General features: G+C 60.9%; 19 protein-coding genes. 10 read left to right on the top strand and 9 right to left on the bottom strand.

All coding sequences use genetic code 11. The features are described 5' to 3' along the window. Positions 1-34: 34 nt before the first annotated feature. From E4M07_RS12665 to rsmA, 3 genes are read left to right on the top strand one after another with little or no spacing between them, the layout of a single operon-like run. Positions 35-985, top strand: a complete 951-nt coding sequence (locus E4M07_RS12665) for a peptidylprolyl isomerase (RefSeq protein ID WP_136658715.1) — start codon at positions 35-37, stop codon at positions 983-985. A gap of 19 nt (positions 986-1,004) precedes the next feature. Next, the gene (gene pdxA, locus E4M07_RS12660) at positions 1,005-2,036 is read left to right on the top strand and encodes a 4-hydroxythreonine-4-phosphate dehydrogenase PdxA (protein ID WP_136658714.1); all 1,032 of its coding nucleotides are present in this window, start codon (positions 1,005-1,007) and stop codon (positions 2,034-2,036) included. Next, complete coding sequence (gene rsmA, locus E4M07_RS12655; RefSeq protein WP_136658713.1) at positions 2,036-2,866, top strand: 16S rRNA (adenine(1518)-N(6)/adenine(1519)-N(6))-dimethyltransferase RsmA; 831 nt, start codon at positions 2,036-2,038, stop codon at positions 2,864-2,866. The genes pdxA and rsmA overlap by 1 nt, the downstream gene beginning before the upstream one ends. Positions 2,867-2,875: 9 nt before the next feature. Here rsmA and E4M07_RS12650 read toward each other — a convergent pair whose 3' ends face one another. Continuing rightward, entirely contained in the window at positions 2,876-4,012 is a 1,137-nt protein-coding gene (locus E4M07_RS12650; RefSeq protein ID WP_136658712.1) for an ROK family transcriptional regulator, read from the bottom strand. 351 nt (positions 4,013-4,363) lie between these two features. Between E4M07_RS12650 and E4M07_RS12645 the strand changes: the two genes are divergently transcribed. From E4M07_RS12645 to E4M07_RS12625, 5 genes are all read left to right on the top strand, one after another. Next, positions 4,364-5,416, top strand: coding sequence for an ABC transporter ATP-binding protein (locus tag E4M07_RS12645; RefSeq protein ID WP_206057238.1), 1,053 nt, complete (start codon positions 4,364-4,366; stop codon positions 5,414-5,416). Then, a complete protein-coding gene (locus E4M07_RS12640; RefSeq protein ID WP_136658711.1) occupies positions 5,413-6,270 on the top strand; it encodes an ABC transporter permease in 858 nt (285 codons plus the stop codon). Before E4M07_RS12645 ends, E4M07_RS12640 begins: the two co-directional genes overlap by 4 nt. Next, on the top strand, positions 6,267-7,100 hold the full coding sequence (locus tag E4M07_RS12635; RefSeq protein ID WP_136658710.1) for an ABC transporter permease subunit: 834 nt from the start codon (positions 6,267-6,269) through the stop codon (positions 7,098-7,100). The genes E4M07_RS12640 and E4M07_RS12635 overlap by 4 nt, the downstream gene beginning before the upstream one ends. Positions 7,101-7,129: 29 nt before the next feature. Then, complete coding sequence (locus tag E4M07_RS12630; protein WP_136658709.1) at positions 7,130-8,236, top strand: extracellular solute-binding protein; 1,107 nt, start codon at positions 7,130-7,132, stop codon at positions 8,234-8,236. Positions 8,237-8,357: 121 nt separating this feature from the next. Beyond that, a complete protein-coding gene (locus E4M07_RS12625) occupies positions 8,358-9,131 on the top strand; it encodes a glycerophosphodiester phosphodiesterase family protein (RefSeq protein WP_136658708.1) in 774 nt (257 codons plus the stop codon). A gap of 52 nt (positions 9,132-9,183) precedes the next feature. On the opposite strand, the gene gmk is transcribed toward E4M07_RS12625, so the two are convergent. From gmk to E4M07_RS12585, 8 genes are all read right to left on the bottom strand, one after another. Beyond that, entirely contained in the window at positions 9,184-9,828 is a 645-nt protein-coding gene (gene gmk, locus E4M07_RS12620; protein WP_246660442.1) for a guanylate kinase, read from the bottom strand. A 17-nt stretch (positions 9,829-9,845) separates the two neighbouring features. Then, on the bottom strand, positions 9,846-10,733 hold the full coding sequence (locus tag E4M07_RS12615) for a YicC/YloC family endoribonuclease (protein ID WP_136658707.1): 888 nt from the start codon (positions 10,731-10,733) through the stop codon (positions 9,846-9,848). 45 nt (positions 10,734-10,778) lie between these two features. Further along, positions 10,779-11,936 (bottom strand): endolytic transglycosylase MltG, encoded by a 1,158-nt coding sequence (gene mltG / locus E4M07_RS12610; RefSeq protein WP_136658706.1) that lies wholly within the window; start codon positions 11,934-11,936, stop codon positions 10,779-10,781. 96 nt (positions 11,937-12,032) lie between these two features. Further along, complete coding sequence (gene fabF / locus E4M07_RS12605; protein ID WP_136658705.1) at positions 12,033-13,295, bottom strand: beta-ketoacyl-ACP synthase II; 1,263 nt, start codon at positions 13,293-13,295, stop codon at positions 12,033-12,035. Positions 13,296-13,489: 194 nt separating this feature from the next. Then, a complete protein-coding gene (locus E4M07_RS12600) occupies positions 13,490-13,726 on the bottom strand; it encodes an acyl carrier protein (protein ID WP_136658704.1) in 237 nt (78 codons plus the stop codon). Positions 13,727-14,006: 280 nt separating this feature from the next. Further along, the gene (fabG, locus tag E4M07_RS12595) at positions 14,007-14,744 is read right to left on the bottom strand and encodes a 3-oxoacyl-[acyl-carrier-protein] reductase (RefSeq protein ID WP_136658703.1); all 738 of its coding nucleotides are present in this window, start codon (positions 14,742-14,744) and stop codon (positions 14,007-14,009) included. Positions 14,745-14,782: 38 nt separating this feature from the next. Next, entirely contained in the window at positions 14,783-15,718 is a 936-nt protein-coding gene (gene fabD, locus E4M07_RS12590; RefSeq protein ID WP_136658702.1) for an ACP S-malonyltransferase, read from the bottom strand. 241 nt (positions 15,719-15,959) lie between these two features. Continuing rightward, on the bottom strand, positions 15,960-16,445 hold the full coding sequence (locus tag E4M07_RS12585) for a hypothetical protein (RefSeq protein WP_136658701.1): 486 nt from the start codon (positions 16,443-16,445) through the stop codon (positions 15,960-15,962). Positions 16,446-16,909: 464 nt separating this feature from the next. On the opposite strand from E4M07_RS12585, the gene E4M07_RS12580 reads away from it, so the two are divergent. After that, positions 16,910-17,959 (top strand): GGDEF domain-containing protein, encoded by a 1,050-nt coding sequence (locus E4M07_RS12580; RefSeq protein WP_136658700.1) that lies wholly within the window; start codon positions 16,910-16,912, stop codon positions 17,957-17,959. A gap of 375 nt (positions 17,960-18,334) precedes the next feature. Further along, positions 18,335-18,727, top strand: a complete 393-nt coding sequence (gene rpsF / locus E4M07_RS12575) for a 30S ribosomal protein S6 (protein WP_136658699.1) — start codon at positions 18,335-18,337, stop codon at positions 18,725-18,727. The last annotated feature ends 6 nt before the right edge of the window (positions 18,728-18,733 follow it).

Raw genomic sequence — 18,733 nt, 5'->3', positions numbered from 1 at the left:
ATGTCCACCTGAGGGGGAACGAGGAACTGGAACAATGAACAGCGGTCTTAGCAGATTGCCAATTCCGGTGATTGCAAAATTCGTACTCATAGTGGCTATGGCCATCGCAGCAGCCACCGCATACGCCAACCCTGCGCTTGCCGCGAGGATCGCCATTGTCGTGAACGGCGAGGCGATTACTTCGGGCGACGTCCAAAGGCGGGTCAAGCTCCTGCAGTTGCAGCGCGAACGCGGCGACCTGAAGAAAAAGGCACGTGAACAACTGGTCGAGGAGGCCATCAAGATGACCGAGATCTCGCGGCTGCGTGCAGCCGTGAGCGACGCGCAGGTCAATCAGTCCTTTGCCCGATTTGCCTCAGCCAACAAGCTGTCCAGCAAGCAGCTCTCGCAAATGCTCAATCAGGCCGGCGTGGGCGCCAACCACTTCAAGGAGTTCATCCGCGTGCAAATGTCGTGGCCGCGCGTTGTCAACGCCCGGTTCAACTCGGGCGGGCGCATGAGCACCGAGGATCTCGTCGCAAAGATGCTGGAACGCGGTGGCGAGAAACCGAAGACGACGGAGTACATTCTGCAGCAGGTGATCTTCGTGGTCCCGGCAGCCAAGCGCAAATCGATCCTGAACAGCCGCAAACGCGAGGCCGACTCCATGCGCGGGCGGTTTGTGAGCTGTGACAGTACGCGGCAGTTTGCCAAGGGGCTGAGGGACGTTTCCGTGAGGGATCTCGGCCGTGTCATGCAGCCTGCGCTGCCTCCGGACTGGAAGGCGCTGATCGAGAAGACGCCCTCCGGCAAAGCAACGGCCACGCGGGTCACGGATCGCGGCGTCGAGTTCATTGCCATTTGCTCAAGCAGGGAGGTCTCAGACGATCTTGCGGCCGAGATGGTCTTCCGTTCGGAACAGTCTGCGGATGCGGGCAGCCGGAACAAAAACAGCGAAAAGTACCTTAAGGAACTGCGCGAGAGGGCCCGGGTCATTTACAAGTGACCCGTTGAGCCTTCGGACCATGGCCCAAGCCCGGAACGCCGCGCCCCTGGCGCTGACGATGGGCGATCCCGCAGGGATCGGCCCGGATATCACGGTCTCGATGTGGAGCCGGCGGGCGGAGCTAAAGCTCCCGCCCCTGCTGGTCATCGCCTGCCCGGCGACCCTTCTACAGAGGGCCGACCGCCTTGGCATCGAATTGACGATCGACCGGATCGACAGCGCCGCCGACGCGGGTTCCGTGGGCGACGGACTGCCAGTCCTGCCGTTGACCAATCCGGTGGATGCCGAGGCCGGTAAACCGGACCGGGCAAATGCCGCGGCGATCATCGAGTCCATCGAGCGGGCCGTGTCGATGACCGTTGACGGCTCAGCCAACGCCGTGATTACCAACCCGATAGCGAAATCGGAGCTTTATGCGGCTGGATTTGCCTTTCCCGGGCACACGGAGTTTCTCGCCGAACTCGCGTTGCGGCACTACAAGACCAGCCACCGGCCGATCATGATGCTGGCCGGCCCAAGGCTGCGTGCGGTACCCGTGACCGTGCACATTCCCCTCCGTTCCGTTCCCGATGCGCTATCGACCGAGCTGGTTGTCGAAACCGCGACCATCACGGCGACCGATCTCAAGAGGCGCTTCGGCATCGCCGAACCGCGATTGGCTGTCGCCGGCCTCAATCCGCATGCCGGCGAAGACGGCGCGCTCGGCAGCGAAGACAACGACATTGTCCGACCGGCCGTGTCGAGGCTGAGGTCGGCCGGCATCGATGCCTTCGGCCCCCTGCCCGCCGATACTATGTTTCACGATGCAGCACGAAGCCGCTACGACGCCGCCATCTGCATGTATCACGACCAGGCATTGATTCCGGCAAAGGCACTTGGTTTCGACGACACGGTCAACACGACGCTCGGACTGCCCTTCATTCGCACATCACCTGACCATGGAACGGCATTCAACATCGCCGGCACGGGCGCGGCCCGTCCCGACAGTCTGATCGCAGCCATCAGGCTTGCCGCGGCAATGACGGCAGCAAACGCCGGGGAGCCGGACTAATGCCTGCAATCGACGGGCTTCCGCCGCTGCGCGAGACGATCAGCCGGTACGGTCTCAACGCCAAAAAGTCGCTCGGGCAGAACTTCCTGCTTGATCTCAACCTGACGCAGAAAATCGCACGGGCGGCCGGCAATCTCGAGGATGCCGTCGTCCTCGAAGTCGGCCCCGGACCCGGAGGGCTGACGCGGGCCCTTCTTGCCTGCGGCGCCCGAAAGGTGATTGCCGTCGAGCGGGACGAGCGCTGCCTGCCGGCGCTTCATGAAATCGGCGAACACTATCCGGACCGCCTCGATATCGTCGAGGGCGATGCGCTGGAGGTGGATTTCTCCGTGCTTGCGGCAGGCGAGCGGATCAGGATCGTGTCGAACCTTCCCTACAATATCGGAACGCCGCTTCTCGTCAGTTGGCTGCTGACGGAGCCATGGCCGCCCTATTTCGACTCCCTCACCCTGATGTTCCAGAAGGAAGTGGCACAGCGCATCGTCGCCGCCCCCGGCTCGGGCGCCTATGGCCGGCTGAGCGTTCTCGCCGGATGGCGCACCGAGGCCGGTCTCGCCTTCGACGTGCCGCGCCAGGCCTTCACCCCGCCACCCAAGGTGACGTCCTCGGTGGTTCACCTGACGCCACGCGCAGCGCCCCTTGCCTGTTCGGCGGCAAACCTCGCCAGGGTTACGCAGGCCGCGTTCGGGCAGCGCCGCAAGATGCTGCGGCAGAGCCTCAAGGCCGTCGGCGGCGAGCCCTTGCTCGTCGGCGCCGGCATCGATCCGCAACGACGCGCCGAAACGCTTACGGTTGCCGAGTTCTGCAGGCTGGCCCAAGCGCTCGGGTGATGGCCGAGATCAAAATGCGTGGTTGCGGAAGACGATCTGCTGCAGCGGCAACATGGCAGCACCAAGCGTCGCAGCATCTCCGTCAAGTTCGCTCAGCAACAGTTCGGGATACGGCTTCGGCGTGCCGAACCGGTCCTTTTCCGGCGGCTCGCAAGCTTCGATGAGCAGCCTGCGAAGCGCCGCCGGCGCTTCCCCGCCGAAGAAGATCGCATTCGGATCCAGTATTGCCGAAAGCGCCCGGATCGACAGATCCAGGCTCGGCTTGACCTCATCGACCCACTCCGTGATTCCGTCCCAGCTCGGGTCGAATTCATCCAGCAGCTGTTGGAAAGTGAGTGCGCGGCCGCGATCCGAGAGACGCTTCAAAAGCTCTCCGAGCGCGGGCCTGTGGTGGGATTCCTCATCCAGGAAGATCGAGCTGATTTCGCCGGCATTGCCGTGGCCCCCGAAGATCGGCTTCTCGTCCCAAATGACGCCGCTGCCGAAGCCCAGATTGAATGAGAGATACCCGAAGCACCGGTGCCGTTTTCCGCCGCCGCAATAAAGTTCCGCAATGGCGGCGCTGGTTGCGTTGTTCTCAACAAATGACGCGTGGTTCAAACGCTCTTCCACGATCTCGTCAATCGGGATGCGCGCCCAGCTGTCAATCGGCACCGGCGTCGTGAAGCGATTGCGATGCGTGGTCCTGTAGCCCTGAACCGCAACGCCGATTCCAATGAAACGGCGCTTGGATAGCGGCCCATCCATTGAAAGACCGGATAACAGCTCGGACAGTTCAATCAGAACGGCCTCTAGATCATTGGGCCGGGACGCCAATATGCCGCTGCACACCGGACTGCCGGAAAGATCGACCGCAATATACTCAACGGCGTTGGTGCTGACCGATACGCCGATCGACGTCGTTGACGACGTATCGAGCGTAATCTGCGGGCTCGGCTTTCCGCGGCCCTTTACAATCGCCTTTTGCGTTTTCAGAAGGCGGGCCTGCAGCAGGTTGTCGACGAGGCGATAGACGGATTGCTGAGATAGATTGGTGAAGTCGGTTATGTCGGCGCGCGAGATGGATCCGTGCCGACGCACGATGTTCAGGATCTCGCGCTCACTGTCCGACAGCACAAGTCTTTCCGTATTTGCGACTGAGTCCATCCGCACAAGTTCCTGAATCAGACCACAAGACTAGCGTCTGACGGACAGTAATTCCAAGTCCCTTCGACGCGTTACTAACAATCTGCCGGGCGAGTACTGCTCCTTCCCGGCACTTTTACGCCCCGGCCGGCTGTTGTGACGCGACCGCCGGATATTCGGCGCCGGAAAGGCCTTCCGGACGCCTACCGACAGGCGTGACACAGAGCCACTTGACGATGTGGCATCGGATGTCATAAATATTACATATAATGAGTAATAATAAAATGCCAGAGGGTGAACTGATTGAGAGCGGTCACCCCGACCGTTTTCAGGCATCGACCGTTTCCGACCAGAGCGAAAGGGAGGGATGAATTGGGCACGGTACAGGTCAACGGGCTGCAGATGCGCTTCGGCGATTTTCTCGCACTGCCGGACATCTCCGTCAGTGTCGACGAAGGAGAATTCGTTACCCTTCTGGGTCCCAGCGGCTGCGGCAAGACGACACTGCTCAAGCTGATTTCCGGTTTCCTGAAGCCAACGGCGGGCACCATTCATATCGCCGGCAAGGAGGTCACGCATGTGCCGCCGGAGACGCGTGATACGGCAATGTGCTTCCAGTCCTATGCGCTGTTTCCGCATTTGAGCGTACGCGAAAACCTCGAGTTCGGTCTCAGACAGAAGCGCATCGCCGCAGCCGAACGCGACCAGCGGCTGGATCGCGTCGCCGAACAGCTCAAGCTCGGGCCGCAACTGGAAAAACTGCCCAACCAGCTTTCCGGCGGCCAGCAGCAGCGCGTGGCCCTTGGACGGGCGCTGATCATGCGCCCCACAGTGATTCTGTTCGATGAGCCGCTCTCGAATCTGGACGCGAAGCTGCGCGACACGGTGCGCATGGAAATACGCAGGATCCAGAAGGACTACAATCTCACCGCCATCTACGTCACGCACGACCAGTCGGAGGCCCTGGCGCTTTCGGACCGGGTGATGATCATGAATGGCGGCCGGATCGAGCAGATCGCCTCGCCGGAGGAACTCTACTGGTCCCCCAGGACAAGTTTCGTCGCGGATTTCATCGGCGGGGCGAATGTCCTGGATGCCGAAGTGATCGGTGGCAAGGGAGAGGATCACTGGGTCCTTTCGACCCCGCTTGGCGAACTCGTTGCGGCAAGCGGCACCGAACCGAAATCAAAGAAGATCAAGATCTGCTGGCGTCCGGAGGTGGTCCAGCCGGACGGCAACGGACCGAACCGCATTGAGACGCAGATTTCCGAACGGTCGTTCCAGGGCAGTTTCACGGACCTTTTCTTTACCGCCGCCGAGCAGACCTTCAGGGTCCAGCTTCCGGAGCCGACGGTCCGGTCCGGCGAGAACCTCGCCTTTTCCATCCGGCCCCAGGACATCGTGATGCTGGAGTCGATGCAATGACCTGGCGGCGCTGGCTACAGGTTATTCTGCTCCTGACGCCCGGTCTCGGCCTGATCGTCGCGCTCATCGGAACGGTGGTCTACATCGCCATCGTCCAGTCCTTCGGGCTTTACAACCTGACCGGCGAAAGCCTCCTCAGCGCCGAACACTGGGCCGGCGTGCTCGAGCGCAGAGCCTATGGGCGCGCAGTGCGCTATTCGCTCTATATCGGCATTTTGAGCGCGCTGTTTTCCGTGGCGCTCGCCTATCCGCTGGCGCTGTGGCTGCGAAAGCCCTTCACCGGTTCCGTCGCCGTCGGGGCCATATTGAAAGCGCCGCTGCTCGTGCACGGGCTGGTCGCGGCTTTCCTGTTCATCAACGTGATCGCCTATCACGGTGTCCTCAACCAGTTCATGCAATGGATCGGGCTTTGGGAAGGCCCGCGCCGCCTGCAGAACGATTCCAACGCCATCGGCGTTCTCATACTGCAGACCTGGAAGAACATGCCGTTTGCGCTGCTGATCCTCACCGGCGCCGTGCAGGGTATCAGCGACGACGTGCTTGACGCCGCGCGTGACCTTGGCGCCGGCAGCATGGCGCGGTTCCGCAAGGTGATTGCGCCGCTGACCATATCGGCGATGCAGGCCGCCCTGGTGATCATCTTCATCGGCGCGGTAGCGGATTTCTCGTTCCAGGTCATTGCCGGACCGACCAACAGACAGTCGATGGCCCAGCTCATGGTCTTCTACAAGGACGGAGGCCGCTGGCACGACGCCGCCGTGGTCGGCGTCTCGCTCATGGTCGTCGCCCTCGTCGGTTCCGCACTGCTGGCCTTCGCGGCGCGCTTCATCCTCAGCGGGAGGCGGTTCCGATGACCCGCGAACTGATCAACCGCTTTCTCATCTACCTGCTGATCGCCGTCTGTACGCTCTGGCTGATAATCCCCTTCACCATGGCGGTGCTGTGGTCTCTGGTCGATCCGGCAGAGCCGTGGACGGCCGACAAGCTGATGCCGCCGGTTGTGTCCTTTTATCGCTGGCACAATATGTGGGTGAATTCCTCGTTGAAAGAGGCACTCCTCAACTCCTACACACTGGCGCCGAGCGCGGCGATCCTGACCTTGCTTCTGGCGATCCCGACGTCATTTGCCCTCGGCAGGATCAGTTTTCCCGGCCGGGAGGTCGCCAAGGTGATCGCGCTGCTGCCGCTCGTGGTGCCACCCTTCGTGACCGCGATCTTCTTTACCTCGCTGCTCTTCAGCCTCGGTCTCCACGCCTGGCGCTTCGGTGCCATCCTGTTTGCGCACAGCGTGCTGTTTCTGCCGTACGCAATCCGCATCATGACCGTCAGCTTCGAGCAGGTTCGGCAGGACCATATCGATGCGGCGCGCGACCTCAGCGCGTCGACAATCGCACGGTGGCGCGTTGCATACCTCCCCGCGCTGAAGCCAGGCATCCTGGCTTCCCTGCTGATCGTTTTCATTCAGTCCATCGAAGAATTCGCCATCGCCTTTATTGTCGGCTCGCCGAATTTCGTCACCATCCCGACACTTCTGTTCGGGTCGCTGGGGCAGGATTTCGTGCGACCCAACGCGGCGGTGTTGTCCCTGATTCTCGTCGTTCCCAACGTCATACTCATGCTGTTTCTGGAAAAGCTGCTGCGTTCGGCAAATCCCAGTATGAGTTCCGGCAAGGGCATGGCGTGAATGCCCCATGAACCGGAGGAAACAAAGCAATGCTGAAGAAACTGGCTCTTGCATCGGCGGCGCTGACCGCGTCAATCTCGCTCGCCTTTGCCGGCGATCTTGAAAACAAGTCCTGGGACGAAATCGTCGCCCAGGCAAAGGAAGAAGGCCAGGTGGCCTGGTATGTCTGGTACTTGCGCGACGACCTGCGCAACGCCGTAAAACCATTCGAGGAAGAATACGGCATCAAGGTCACCATTCCGGAAGGCACCAACCAGGGAAACCAGGACAAGCTGCTTGCCGAAAGGGACCGCGAAGAGGGCGACATCGATGTGATGGCCCTCGGCTACGACGCCATGGCAAGCAAGGATATGGAAGCCCTGTTCATGGACCTTTCTGGCTATCTGCCGAAGGATGACGACAGGGTCGGCAGCCTGGTCGGGATCGACCCAAAGGGCCGTGCCCTGGCATTCTGGGGCAACCAGACCGGTATCGCCTACGATCCGGCAAAGGTGGATGCCTCCGCCCTTCCCCAGACCCCGACGGAATTTGCCGAATTCTGGGCTTCCAATCCCGGAAAGTTCGGCTTCAACTTCGAGAAGGGCGGTTCCGGCCCGTCATTCCACAGCAATGTCATGCGCAACCTCTCGGATGTCGACTTCTCCTCGCCGGACAGTTCGCCCGAAAAACTGGCCAAGCTGAAGCCGGGTATCGAATTCTTCAACGAGCACGGTGAAAACTACGTCATCACGGCATCCAATGCCGACAGCATTATCCGCGTGAGCGACGGGGAGTTGTGGATGGTTCCGGCCTGGGAAGACCATCTTGCCGGTCTTCAAAAGCGCGGCGAAGTGCGTTCCGACATCAAATTCTACATCCCCGCCATGGGCATGAGCGGCGGCGGCAACGGCGTTTCAATTCCCAACAACGCCCGCAACAAGGCCGCTGCTCTCGTGTTCATCAACTGGCTGACGAGCGCCGACACGCAGAGCGCGTTCAACCGCGACTTCGGCACGGCGCCCATGCACGGCAAGGCGGACGACTCCTACGCGCTGGTGTCCAACGATCAGCGTGCCCACCGGGTCGACCCGGCCAAGGATCCATTCTACAAGGAGTTGAAGGACCACTTCATCGAGAATGTCATATTGAACCGCTAGCCTGCCGGTGATTCGATATGCCCGGCCGCCGCGCAGATCGCTGCGACGGCCGGTCCGGGTAACATCAAAGCCTCGCACGCCGCGGGCAAAAGTCCGCGGCGAAAGCTCAAAAGGAAGCTGTATGCCGTTTGAATTTCCGATCGTGGATGCGCCGCTGCTGGCACACCGTGGCGCATCGCTCTATGCGCCTGAAAACACCTTGCCGGCCGTCGAACGCGCGGCCCGGATGGGCGCCAAGTGGATAGAAACCGACGTGCAGCTCACCGCCGACAATGAACTGGTGATCATTCACGATCTGGAACTCGATCGCACGACGGACGGTTCCGGTTTCGTTGCCCAGCACACGCTCGACCAAATCAGACAACTCGATGCGGGCAGTTGGTTCGGCGACGGCTTCCGGCACTGCCGGATTCCGACGCTTGAGGAGTTCATCCGCTGCGTCACGGAACATGGTCTGAACCTGCAACTCGAGCTCAAGGAGCTTTCCGGCAGGGAGTACCAGCTTGCGGACCGCGCCTGCGAGGCACTCGCCGCGCTATGGCCGTTTGATGAACGGAAGCTGTTTGTCTCCGGATTCTCGGCCCGTTGCATGCGCCGGGTGGCCGAAAACCTGCCGCATGTGCCGCGCGCGATCGCACTGATCTGCGTGCCGGACGATCCCGACGCCTACGCCGAGGAGGTCGGCGTTCAGATCATCCACGTGCAGGACAAGTTCGTGGACGACCATGCCCTTCAGCTCATCCGCGCTTCCGACACCGAGTTCGGAGTCGCCACGATCAACGACGCCGAGCGGGCAAGTTACCTGCTGCGCTCAGGTGTGGAATCGGTGCTTACGGACGATCCGCTGCTGTTCGATACGGAGCGGCTTTCCGGTGCCGATCGGGCCAGGGCATAACGGCGCATCACCAGAAGACAGAAACTGGGACGCGGGGCGGAGGACGCAGGGTCTACTCCAGTTTTTCGTCCAGCAGACCGGAGACGAAGTCGAACAATCCCGGCCTGCGGTCCCGGCGCAACCGTTCGGCGAGAACAATCGAGCGGACCGCCGAATAGGCACGGTCCAGATCGTCGTTGATGACGACGTAATCGTAGTCGCGCCAGTGTTCCATTTCTTCCCGGGAGTTTTCCAGGCGCTTATCGATGACCGCCTCGCTGTCCTCCGCCCGCCGATGCAGGCGCGAGCGAAGCTCGGCAAGCGAGGGCGGAAGAATGAAGACCGAAACCACGTCGGCAGGCATTTTTTCCTGCAGCTGAAGCGCCCCCTGCCAGTCGATATCGAACAGCATGTCGTTTCCCGCGGCCATGCTGCGTTCGACCGGCTCGCGCGGCGTACCGTAGTGGTTGCCGTGCACTTCGGCCCATTCGAGCAGCGCATCGGTGTCACGCAGCCGCTGGAATTCGACATCGGAAAGGAAATGGTAGTGCACGCCATCGATCTCGCTGCCGCGCCGCTTGCGGGTCGTCACGCTGACAGACAGGTTCAGATCGTTGTCATTTTCCAGGAGGTTTCTGGCAATCGTCGACTTGCCGGCTCCCGAGGGTGACGAGAGGACCAGCATGAGTCCCCTGCGCTTGACATTCGTTGACGGCATGTCGGCCTACGCTTTTCCTATTCCAGATTCTGTATCTGCTCGCGGAACTGATCGATCAGCACCTTGAGGTCCAATCCCACCGCCGTGACCGACGACGCATTGGACTTTGAACAGATGGTATTCGATTCCCGGTTAAATTCCTGTGCTAAAAAATCCAGCCTGCGGCCAACGGCGCCACCCTCCTCGATCAGCGCACGGCACGCGGCGACATGGGTGTGCAGGCGGTCTATCTCCTCCCTGATATCCGCCTTGGCCGCGAGGATGGCGGCTTCCATGTGCAGACGGTCCTCATCAAGCTCGACACCGGTTTCCAGGAGCATCCTGACCTGGGTGCCCAGCCGCTCGGCAATGCTTTCCGGATCTGTCGAGGGATCGTCGTCGGCCTTGCGCGCCAGGGCCTCGATACCGTCGATCTGAGCGCCGACGAAGCCGCCGATTTTTTCGCCTTCCGCCTGCCGCATCGCGGCCAGCGCGGCGATCGCCGCATCAAGGCTCTTCAGAATTGCAGCCTGTTCGGCCTTGATCGTCTTGTCGTCCGGCGCCGGTTCGCTGAACTCGAGGACCCCGCGGATATTGAGTATGCCGTCGATCCGCGGCGGTTCGGCGTCGATTTCCTTGCTCAGCTTTTTCGCCAGCGCCAGCGCCGCATCGAGGACGTCCTGGTTGACGACGGCCTCGACCTGTTTTTCCTGGCGAACGGCGTTGAGCGTGGCCTGGATGCTGCCACGGCGGAACGCAGCCGACAGTTTCTTCTTTATGTCCTGCTCCAGCCGTTCAAAACCCGCGGGGACCCGCACGCGCGTATCGAGGCCGCGGCCGTTGACGCTGCGCAATTCCCATGTCCAGCGCAAAGCTCCGAGACTTCCGTCCTGATGGGCGTAGCCGGTCATCGATTGCAAGGTCATGCCAGCACCCTCCCAGCGGCCGTGCAACCGCTGCCGCGGCCGGTTCTATTCGGCCGCCTTCTCATCCTGCTTGGCGCGCTCGGCTTCGATCTGGCGCCAGCGGCGGACGTTGCGATTGTGCTGCTCCAGCGTTTCGGCAAACACATGGCCGCCTGTGCCGTCCGCCACGAAATACACATTATTCGTCTGTGAGGGATTGGCAACGGCCTCCAGCGCGGCACGACCGGGATTGGCGATCGGGGTCGGCGGCAGTCCGTCGATGACATAGGTGTTGTAGGGTGTCGGCTTCTTGATATCCGACTGGTAGATCGGTCGGTCGGACGGTTTGCCCTTGCCGCCGAACAGGCCGTAGATGATGGTCGGGTCGCTCTGCAGGCGCATGCCGCGCTCAATACGGTTGAGGAACACGGACGCGACCAGCGTCCGTTCGTCGGCCCTGCCCGTTTCCTTCTCGACGATCGAGGCAAGGGTGACGAATTCCTCCTTGGTCTTGATCGGCAGGTCCGCGCGGCGGTCCTCCCAGATCTCGTCGATCAGCCTGGCCTGGGCGGCGCGCATCTGATCGACGATCTCGGCACGCGTGGTGCCGCGCGTGAACTTATACGTTTCCGGACGCAGCGAACCTTCCGGCGGAAGCTCCTCGGGCAGGTCGCCGGTCAATTCGCTGTTGGAGGAAATGCGGTTGAAAATCTGCTCGACCGTCAGCCCCTCGGCGAGGGTGATCGAGTGCAGGATCGATTTGCCGGAACGCAGCAGTTCCATTACGTCGCGCATCGAGGCGCCGGCCTTGATTTCGTACTCGCCGGCCTTCAGCGTATCGTCCGGCATGTAGGCACTGACGCCGAACTTGAAGATCGTCGCGCTCGAGATGACATTACGGTTCTGAAGCATCTCGGCAATCGTGTTGACGCCGGAACCTTCACGCACGGTCACCAGCGTATTGCGCGCCAGCGGCCCTGCGCCGTCAAACTGGATCTTGCCGAAATAGACCGCCCCGGCCGCCGCCAGCATCAGAAAGACGACGAGGGACAGCATGAAGTTCATGAAAACGACGAACTGGCTGCGTGCGCGCTCCGACCGTTTGGGCGGCTGCGGAGCTTCCTCGGGCTTGAGCGCCTGCCGGGCGGATTGCGGGACTATCGGCCCGTTGGACCTCGAGCGTCCAAAGCCGCTCTGATCGTCAGATATATTGCCGTCGCTCACAATCTACCCCAATTCCCGGATTCATCCTTGCCTGACATGCCACTATGAACACGAATATGGCAACAGATGGCAGCCCGGTTCATATACGAAACATTTTTAACCCTCAAACCGCCGCAGCACCAGCGAGGCATTCGTGCCGCCAAAGCCGAACGAATTCGATAGCGCGACATTGATCTCACGCTCGCGGGCGGCCTTGGGAACGAGATCGATGGCCGTGTCGACAGACGGATTGTCCAGATTGAGTGTCGGCGGCGCGATGTTGTCCCTGATCGCAAGCGTCGAGAAAATCGCTTCGACCGCGCCGGCGGCGCCGAGCAGGTGGCCGATGGCGGATTTGGTCGAAGACATCGAAATATCCGGCGCCGCATCGCCGACGAGACGCTCGACGGCGGCGAGTTCGATCGTGTCCGCCATGGTCGAGGTTCCGTGGGCGTTGATGTAGTCGATGTCGTGCGCCGTGATTCCCGCGCGCTTCATGGCCGACTGCATGCAGCGGTAGGCCCCTTCCCCGTCTTCCGACGGCGCGGTGATGTGATACGCGTCTCCGGACAGGCCGTAGCCGATCACCTCGGCGTAGATCTTCGCGCCACGCGCCTTTGCATGCTCGAGTTCCTCGAGAATCACGACACCGGCGCCCTCGCCCATGACGAACCCGTCCCTTGCCTCGTCATAGGGGCGCGAGGCGCTTTTCGGATCGTCATTATAGCTGGTGGAAAGCGCCTTGCAGGCGGCGAAGCCGGCCATCGCGATACGGCAAATCGGCGATTCCGTACCGCCGGCGACCATGACCTCGGCGTCGCCGAGTGCGATCAGGCGGCTGGCGTCGCCGATGGCGTGGGCACCCGTCGAGCAGGCGGTCACAACGGAATGGTTCGGACCGCGAAGCTTGTGGCGGATCGAGACCTGTCCCGCCGCGAGATTGATGAGCCGCCCCGGAATGAAGAAGGGCGAGACGCGGCGCGGGCCGCGTTCGCGCAGCGTGTCGCCGGCGTCGATAATGCCTTGCAGTCCGCCGATGCCCGAGCCGATCAGCACGCCGGTGGAAATCTGGTCTTCATCGCTTTCGGGCTTCCAATCCGCATCTTCGAGCGCCTGGTCGGCCGCGGCCATGGCATAGGTTATGAACGGATCGACCTTGCGCTGCTCTTTCGGTTCCATGTGGATGTCGGCATTGAAGGTTCCGTCGCTGCCGTCGCCGACGGGTATGCGGCAGGCAATCTTGGCCGCCAGGTCTTCCGTTTCGAATTCGCGAATCCTGTCGGCCGCATTGGCGCCTTCAAGCAGCCTCTTCCACGTCACCTCGGTACTGTTACCAAGGGGAGAAACCATGCCGGTTCCCGTGATAACTACACGCCTCATGGTGTTCCCATCCTAGTGCCTTCACTCGGCGATTTTTCGCATTGCGTATCCCCGACTTGTCCGAACATCGGGGAAACGGTGCCGCCACAATTATTCAGCCCGGAAAATTCCCGGGCTGGCACACGTCGTATTATGATCGAAAGTCCACATGCCAATACGGCAATGCGGGACTCATGCCGCCCCGCAGATTGAACTTAGTTTTGTGACTTTTCAATATATTTGACCGCATCGCCAACGGTCAGGATCGTGTCGGCTGCATCGTCGGGGATTTCAACACCGAATTCTTCCTCGAACGCCATGACAAGTTCCACAGTGTCGAGAGAGTCGGCACCCAGATCGTCAATGAAGCTGGCGCCTTCCGTTACTTTCTCGGCGTCGACGCCAAGATGCTCGACAACAATATTCTTAACGCGTTCTGCGATATCGCTCATGTCGTTATCCTCGACCCTTATCCTTTTGCAATGCCTTGGATAGCGGCATGCAGTCACTCAATCAAGTTCAAGCGCCTTATAATTCGGCGCACCTGCTCCGTCAAAAAACGGACCTGTGGATTACCCGGTTCGACGGGCCTGCCTCGACGACGCAAGGCTGTCATCGGCATTGGTTGCGGGCCTTATCACGGTTTATGTCAACCGCAAAGCCCGAATTTTCCGGTAAAGTGTCTTAGTCGGCCAAAGTTGCCGATAAACACCAAATTCGCCGCCTTTCGACCTAGATCATCGCCATTCCGCCATTCACATGAATGGTCTGGCCGGTGATGTACGCAGCCTCCTCGGACGCCAGGAAGGAAACCGCCGAGGCAACCTCTGCGCCGGTTCCCATGCGGCGCATGGGAATGGCGTTCATGATGGCGTCCTTCTGCTTGTCGTTCAGCTTGTCCGTCATGGCCGATTCAATGAAGCCGGGCGCGACGCAGTTGACGGTCACGTTGCGCGTGGCGATTTCCTGGGCCAGCGATTTGGAAAAGCCGATCATGCCGGCCTTGGCGGCGCAGTAGTTCGCCTGGCCGGGATTGCCGGTCACGCCGACGACGGAGGTGATGTTGACGATGCGGCCGTGACGGCGGCGCATCATCGGATGCGTGAGCTGACGGGTGAGCTGGAACACCGCGGTCAGATTGACATTGATGACCGTGTTCCAGTCCTCGTCGGACATCCGCACGAACAGGCCGTCCTTGGTAATGCCGGCGTTGTTGACCAGAATATCGACACCCTCCAGGTCCGATTCCGCCTTTTCGGCCAGCGCCTTGACCTCCGCGCTATCGGAGAGATTTGCCGGAAACACATGCGCATTGCCGCCGAGCTCGCCGGCCAGGGCCTCCAGTTTTTCCACCCGGGTTCCGTGAAGCCCGACAACGGCGCCATTGGCGTGCAGAATGCGGGCGATCGCCTCGCCGATACCCCCGGATGCCCCGGTTATCAGTGCCTTGCGGCCAGTCAGTTCAAACATGATAATTCCTATTGTCGAATTCGATAACGGATGGGAAATCAGCCCTGCAGGTAACTCTCAACATCCTGTGGCGTATTGATGGCCTTGGCGGTGAGCGACCGGTCGATGCGGCGGGCAAGCCCGGTCAGTACCTTGCCGGCACCGATCTCGCAGATTTCCGTCACACCGTTCGCGGCGAACCAGGACACGGTCTCGCTCCAGCGCACCCGGCCGGTCACTTGCCGCACCAGAAGATCCTTGATCTCGGCGGGAGTGCTCACGGGCCCGGCCAGGACATTGGCTACCAAGGGAACCGCCGGAGGCTGAAGATCCACCGCTCCCAATGCCCGCTCCATGATGTCGGCAGCCGGCTGCATGAGCGCAGAGTGGAACGGCGCGGAAACCGGCAGCAGCAGCGCCCTGCGCGCGCCTTTCTCGCCGGCCAGGGCCGCAGCCCGCTCGACATTGGCGCGCGTGCCCGAGATGACGAGCTGGCCGCCGCCATTGTCGTTGGCGATCTGGCACACGCCGTCTCCGGCGCATTCGCCGCACACCGTTTCGACATCCGCCTCGTCCAGGCCGATGATCGCCGCCATGGCGCCCTCGCCGACCGGAACTGCTTCCTGCATCGCGTTGCCGCGGGTGCGCAGCAGCCGGGCCGTGTCGCCGACCGACAGTGCGCCGGCCGCCGCCAGCGCCGAATATTCGCCGAGCGAGTGTCCGGCAACGTAGGCAACCTTGTCCGGCAGCGAAAAGCCGCCTGCTTCGAGCGCCCGCAACGCGGCGAGCGAGACCGCCATCAATGCCGGCTGGGCGTTCGCGGTCAGGGTCAGTTCCTCCTCCGGGCCGCCCCACATCAGCGCGGAAAGGTCCTGCCCCAGCGCGTCGTCGACTTCGTCAAATACAGCCTTTGCTTCGGGAAAGGCCTCGGCAAGATCCCTGCCCATGCCGACGGCCTGGCTGCCCTGGCCCGGAAACGTGAAAGCGATGCTCATGCGAAATTCCCAAATTGTTTTGCCGCCTCTCACCATCGAATAGGCTGCAAGTCAAGCTTTCGACGCTCATTATTGAGCGCCCGCACCATTTGCTTTCGGGCAAATGCATGCCGCCGGTCCCGCGGCCATGGACTGCTGAATTCGGATGGAAACGCAAAAACGGGCGCCAATATTGCGCCCGCTCTCATGAAGATATCAGATTTGATTGCCGGCCGTGTTGCCGGCCGGCCGGATGGCGTTGCTACATGTCTCCCAGCAGGATGTCGCGTGCGGCCTTGTTGGCCTCCTTCATGCGCATCGCGGCGCTGATCTGACTGTCGTAGCGGGCGACGAGTTCTTCGCCCTGCAGCTTGTGCTCGGCGCCGAGCTGCTTGAGCTCCTCGCGCGCCGCTTCGAGCCCCTGTTCGTGAAACAGGATATCGTTGCGCACCTTGCTCTCGCGCTCCGCAAAGCTTTCTTCAAGCACCTGCTGGGCGGCTTCGCGCTCCGCTTCCATTCTCTCGATATCGGAAACCGCATCGCGAATTGCCGCGTCGTAGAGATTGACGGCGTGATCGGACTTGCTGGTCGGCATCGTGCGGTTCGTGGTCATCATACGCTCGACGACGTCGTTCAAGCTGCTTACGACCGCCTTCTCCGCGGGGTTGCCCGCGTGTCCAGCCTTGTCGGCGCGATCCACCGAGCGCGCTGCCCGAATCACGTTGCTGGTTGTTGTCGTTGCGTTCATTCGTTGCTCTCCTCGGTGAATACTGGTCACCACCACATCACCAGTGTTAAATCTCACAGCACCTTACTATCGGGAGTTTTGAATCCGATCGCAGTGAGGCTATTCGTTTCTGCCCCGCAAATTAGCTAATGAATATTTAACGAGCGATCAATTCGTTCGTTAAGTTAACGTTAATTTTTAGGTATGCCGGTTAGTATTGAAAATTTCATTCAAATTTTAATGTATAGATCTCTTTCTACTTTTTAATACTTATCCAGAATCCCCGCAATCGGCTCGCGCAGCCTTATCAACAGAATCGTGATGGTCGACCCGGGTCGTCGCTCCGCAGCGGCCAGAACGGGCTTAATTTACATTCTGCAAGTACTAATCAATCTTTGCGAAAAATTTACCCAAACTCTCATAATGGGCTTAGTTGATCAGAAACATTACCGCCATCCAGCCTCCGCACCGGAATTACTTCGCCTATGACAGATGTCGCCAAGAAGATCGTCATGATGATGAGCGAGCAAGGCGTCGCAGGCCTGCCGCGAAACTACGAACTCTTTTACGAGGCGGTGACCGGCACCAACCAGGATCTGACAAAGGAACTGTCCCGTCTGGGCAGCGGCGCATCCCAGGAGGATCTGGACAAGCTCGGGCGGCGCTATTTCGCCCACCATCACGGACAGGGCGTGTTCGAGGAAGCGCAGGACCGCATCGCATCGCAGGTAAAGGACATACTGACCCTGCTTCGCGATGAACAGACATCCCTGCAGCAATACGGCAAGGTTCTGGGCGATACCTCGGTGAAGATCGGCAAGCCCAACGGCGGGAGCGACGCGCTCCTCGACCAGATCGTAAAGCTCCTGTCCGAAGCGACGCATTCGACGATCGACCACGGCAAGAAGGTCGTGGTGTCGATGAACGAAAAGTCGGCGGAGATCAAGAAGATCAACAGCGAACTGGAACGCTACAAGAAACTGGCCAATACCGATCCGCTGACGAAACTGGCCAATCGGCGCGCTTTCGATTCCCACATCGCAGAGGTCCACGGCGACAAGAAAGCCGCCATGTATTCAAGCCTCATTTTCGCCGACATCGATCACTTCAAACGCATCAACGACACCTATGGCCACATCGTCGGCGACAAGATCCTGTCCTACGTTGCCGGCATATTGAGCCGGACCAGCGGCGACGACGCCTTCGTGGCGCGGATCGGCGGCGAGGAATTCGCCATCGCGCACGCGGATACGACGGAGAAGGCGGCGTGCGACGTCGCCGAGCAGGTTCGGGTCGCGGTCGAGGAAAAGAAGTTCATCAACAACAAGTCCGGCGTGGACTACGGACCCGTGACCGTATCGCTCGGCGTATGCATGGGTTCCGAGGCGGACGATGCGACCGATCTCTTTCGCAAGACGGACCAGGCGCTCTACGCCTCGAAGAACAGCGGGCGCAACCGGGTCACGCGCTTTTCCGAGATACCGCCGGGCAACGGCAAGGCGTTCAAGGACTGGCTGCTCTACCGCAAGCAGTAGCGCGACCGTCCTGTCCGCCGTGTCGCGGGCTTCATGGCCCGTTCAAACCAGCTATTTTTTCCCCTGGAAACGACGGCGGCCGGATCCGGCAAACGTGATCCATGCGACGGGTGCGCGAAATATCTTGCATCGGCCTGAAAATGGCGTATAAGCGCGCTGTTCGAAACGCCCGGTCATCTGGCTGGGGGCTGAACGGAGGGCCGCCATCCGGCGACAGGAAATGTAGATTTCCGGCCTCCCGTGTCTCCGCTCTCGACCGTCTCGTATCCAACGCCTTTCTTGAACGCCGCATCGCGGCGCAAAGAGGGTTGTTGAGGCTTAGCCGCCGGAAGCCGTGGTGTCAGAACATGTTTTGACCAAGAAAGGCAAGCTACCATGGCTCTTTACGAACATGTATTCCTTGCCCGGCAGGACGTTTCCAGCCAGCAGGTCGAGGCCCTTGTCGAGCAGTTCAAGGGTATTCTCGAATCCAATGGCGGATCGGTCGGGCGGGTTGAGAACTGGGGACTGAAGTCCCTGGCCTACCGGATGAACAAGAACCGCAAGGCGCATTATACACTGATGGATATCGATGCGCCCGCCGATGCGGTGCAGGAAATGGAACGTCAGATGCGCATCAACGAGGATGTGCTGCGCTACATGACGATCCGCGTCGACGAGCACGAGGAAGGCCCGTCGGTGATGATGCAGAAGCGCGACCGCGACGACCGTCCGCGCCGCGGCGATCGCGACGACCGCCCGCGCCGTCCGCGCGAAGACCGTAAATAGGGAGCC

The organism is Nitratireductor sp. XY-223 (genome assembly GCF_004959855.1).
Classification (GTDB): Bacteria; Pseudomonadota; Alphaproteobacteria; order Rhizobiales; family Rhizobiaceae; genus Hoeflea_A.
Note: the sequence above shows the minus strand (reverse complement) of the source record. Positions and strands in the feature narration are given on the sequence as shown.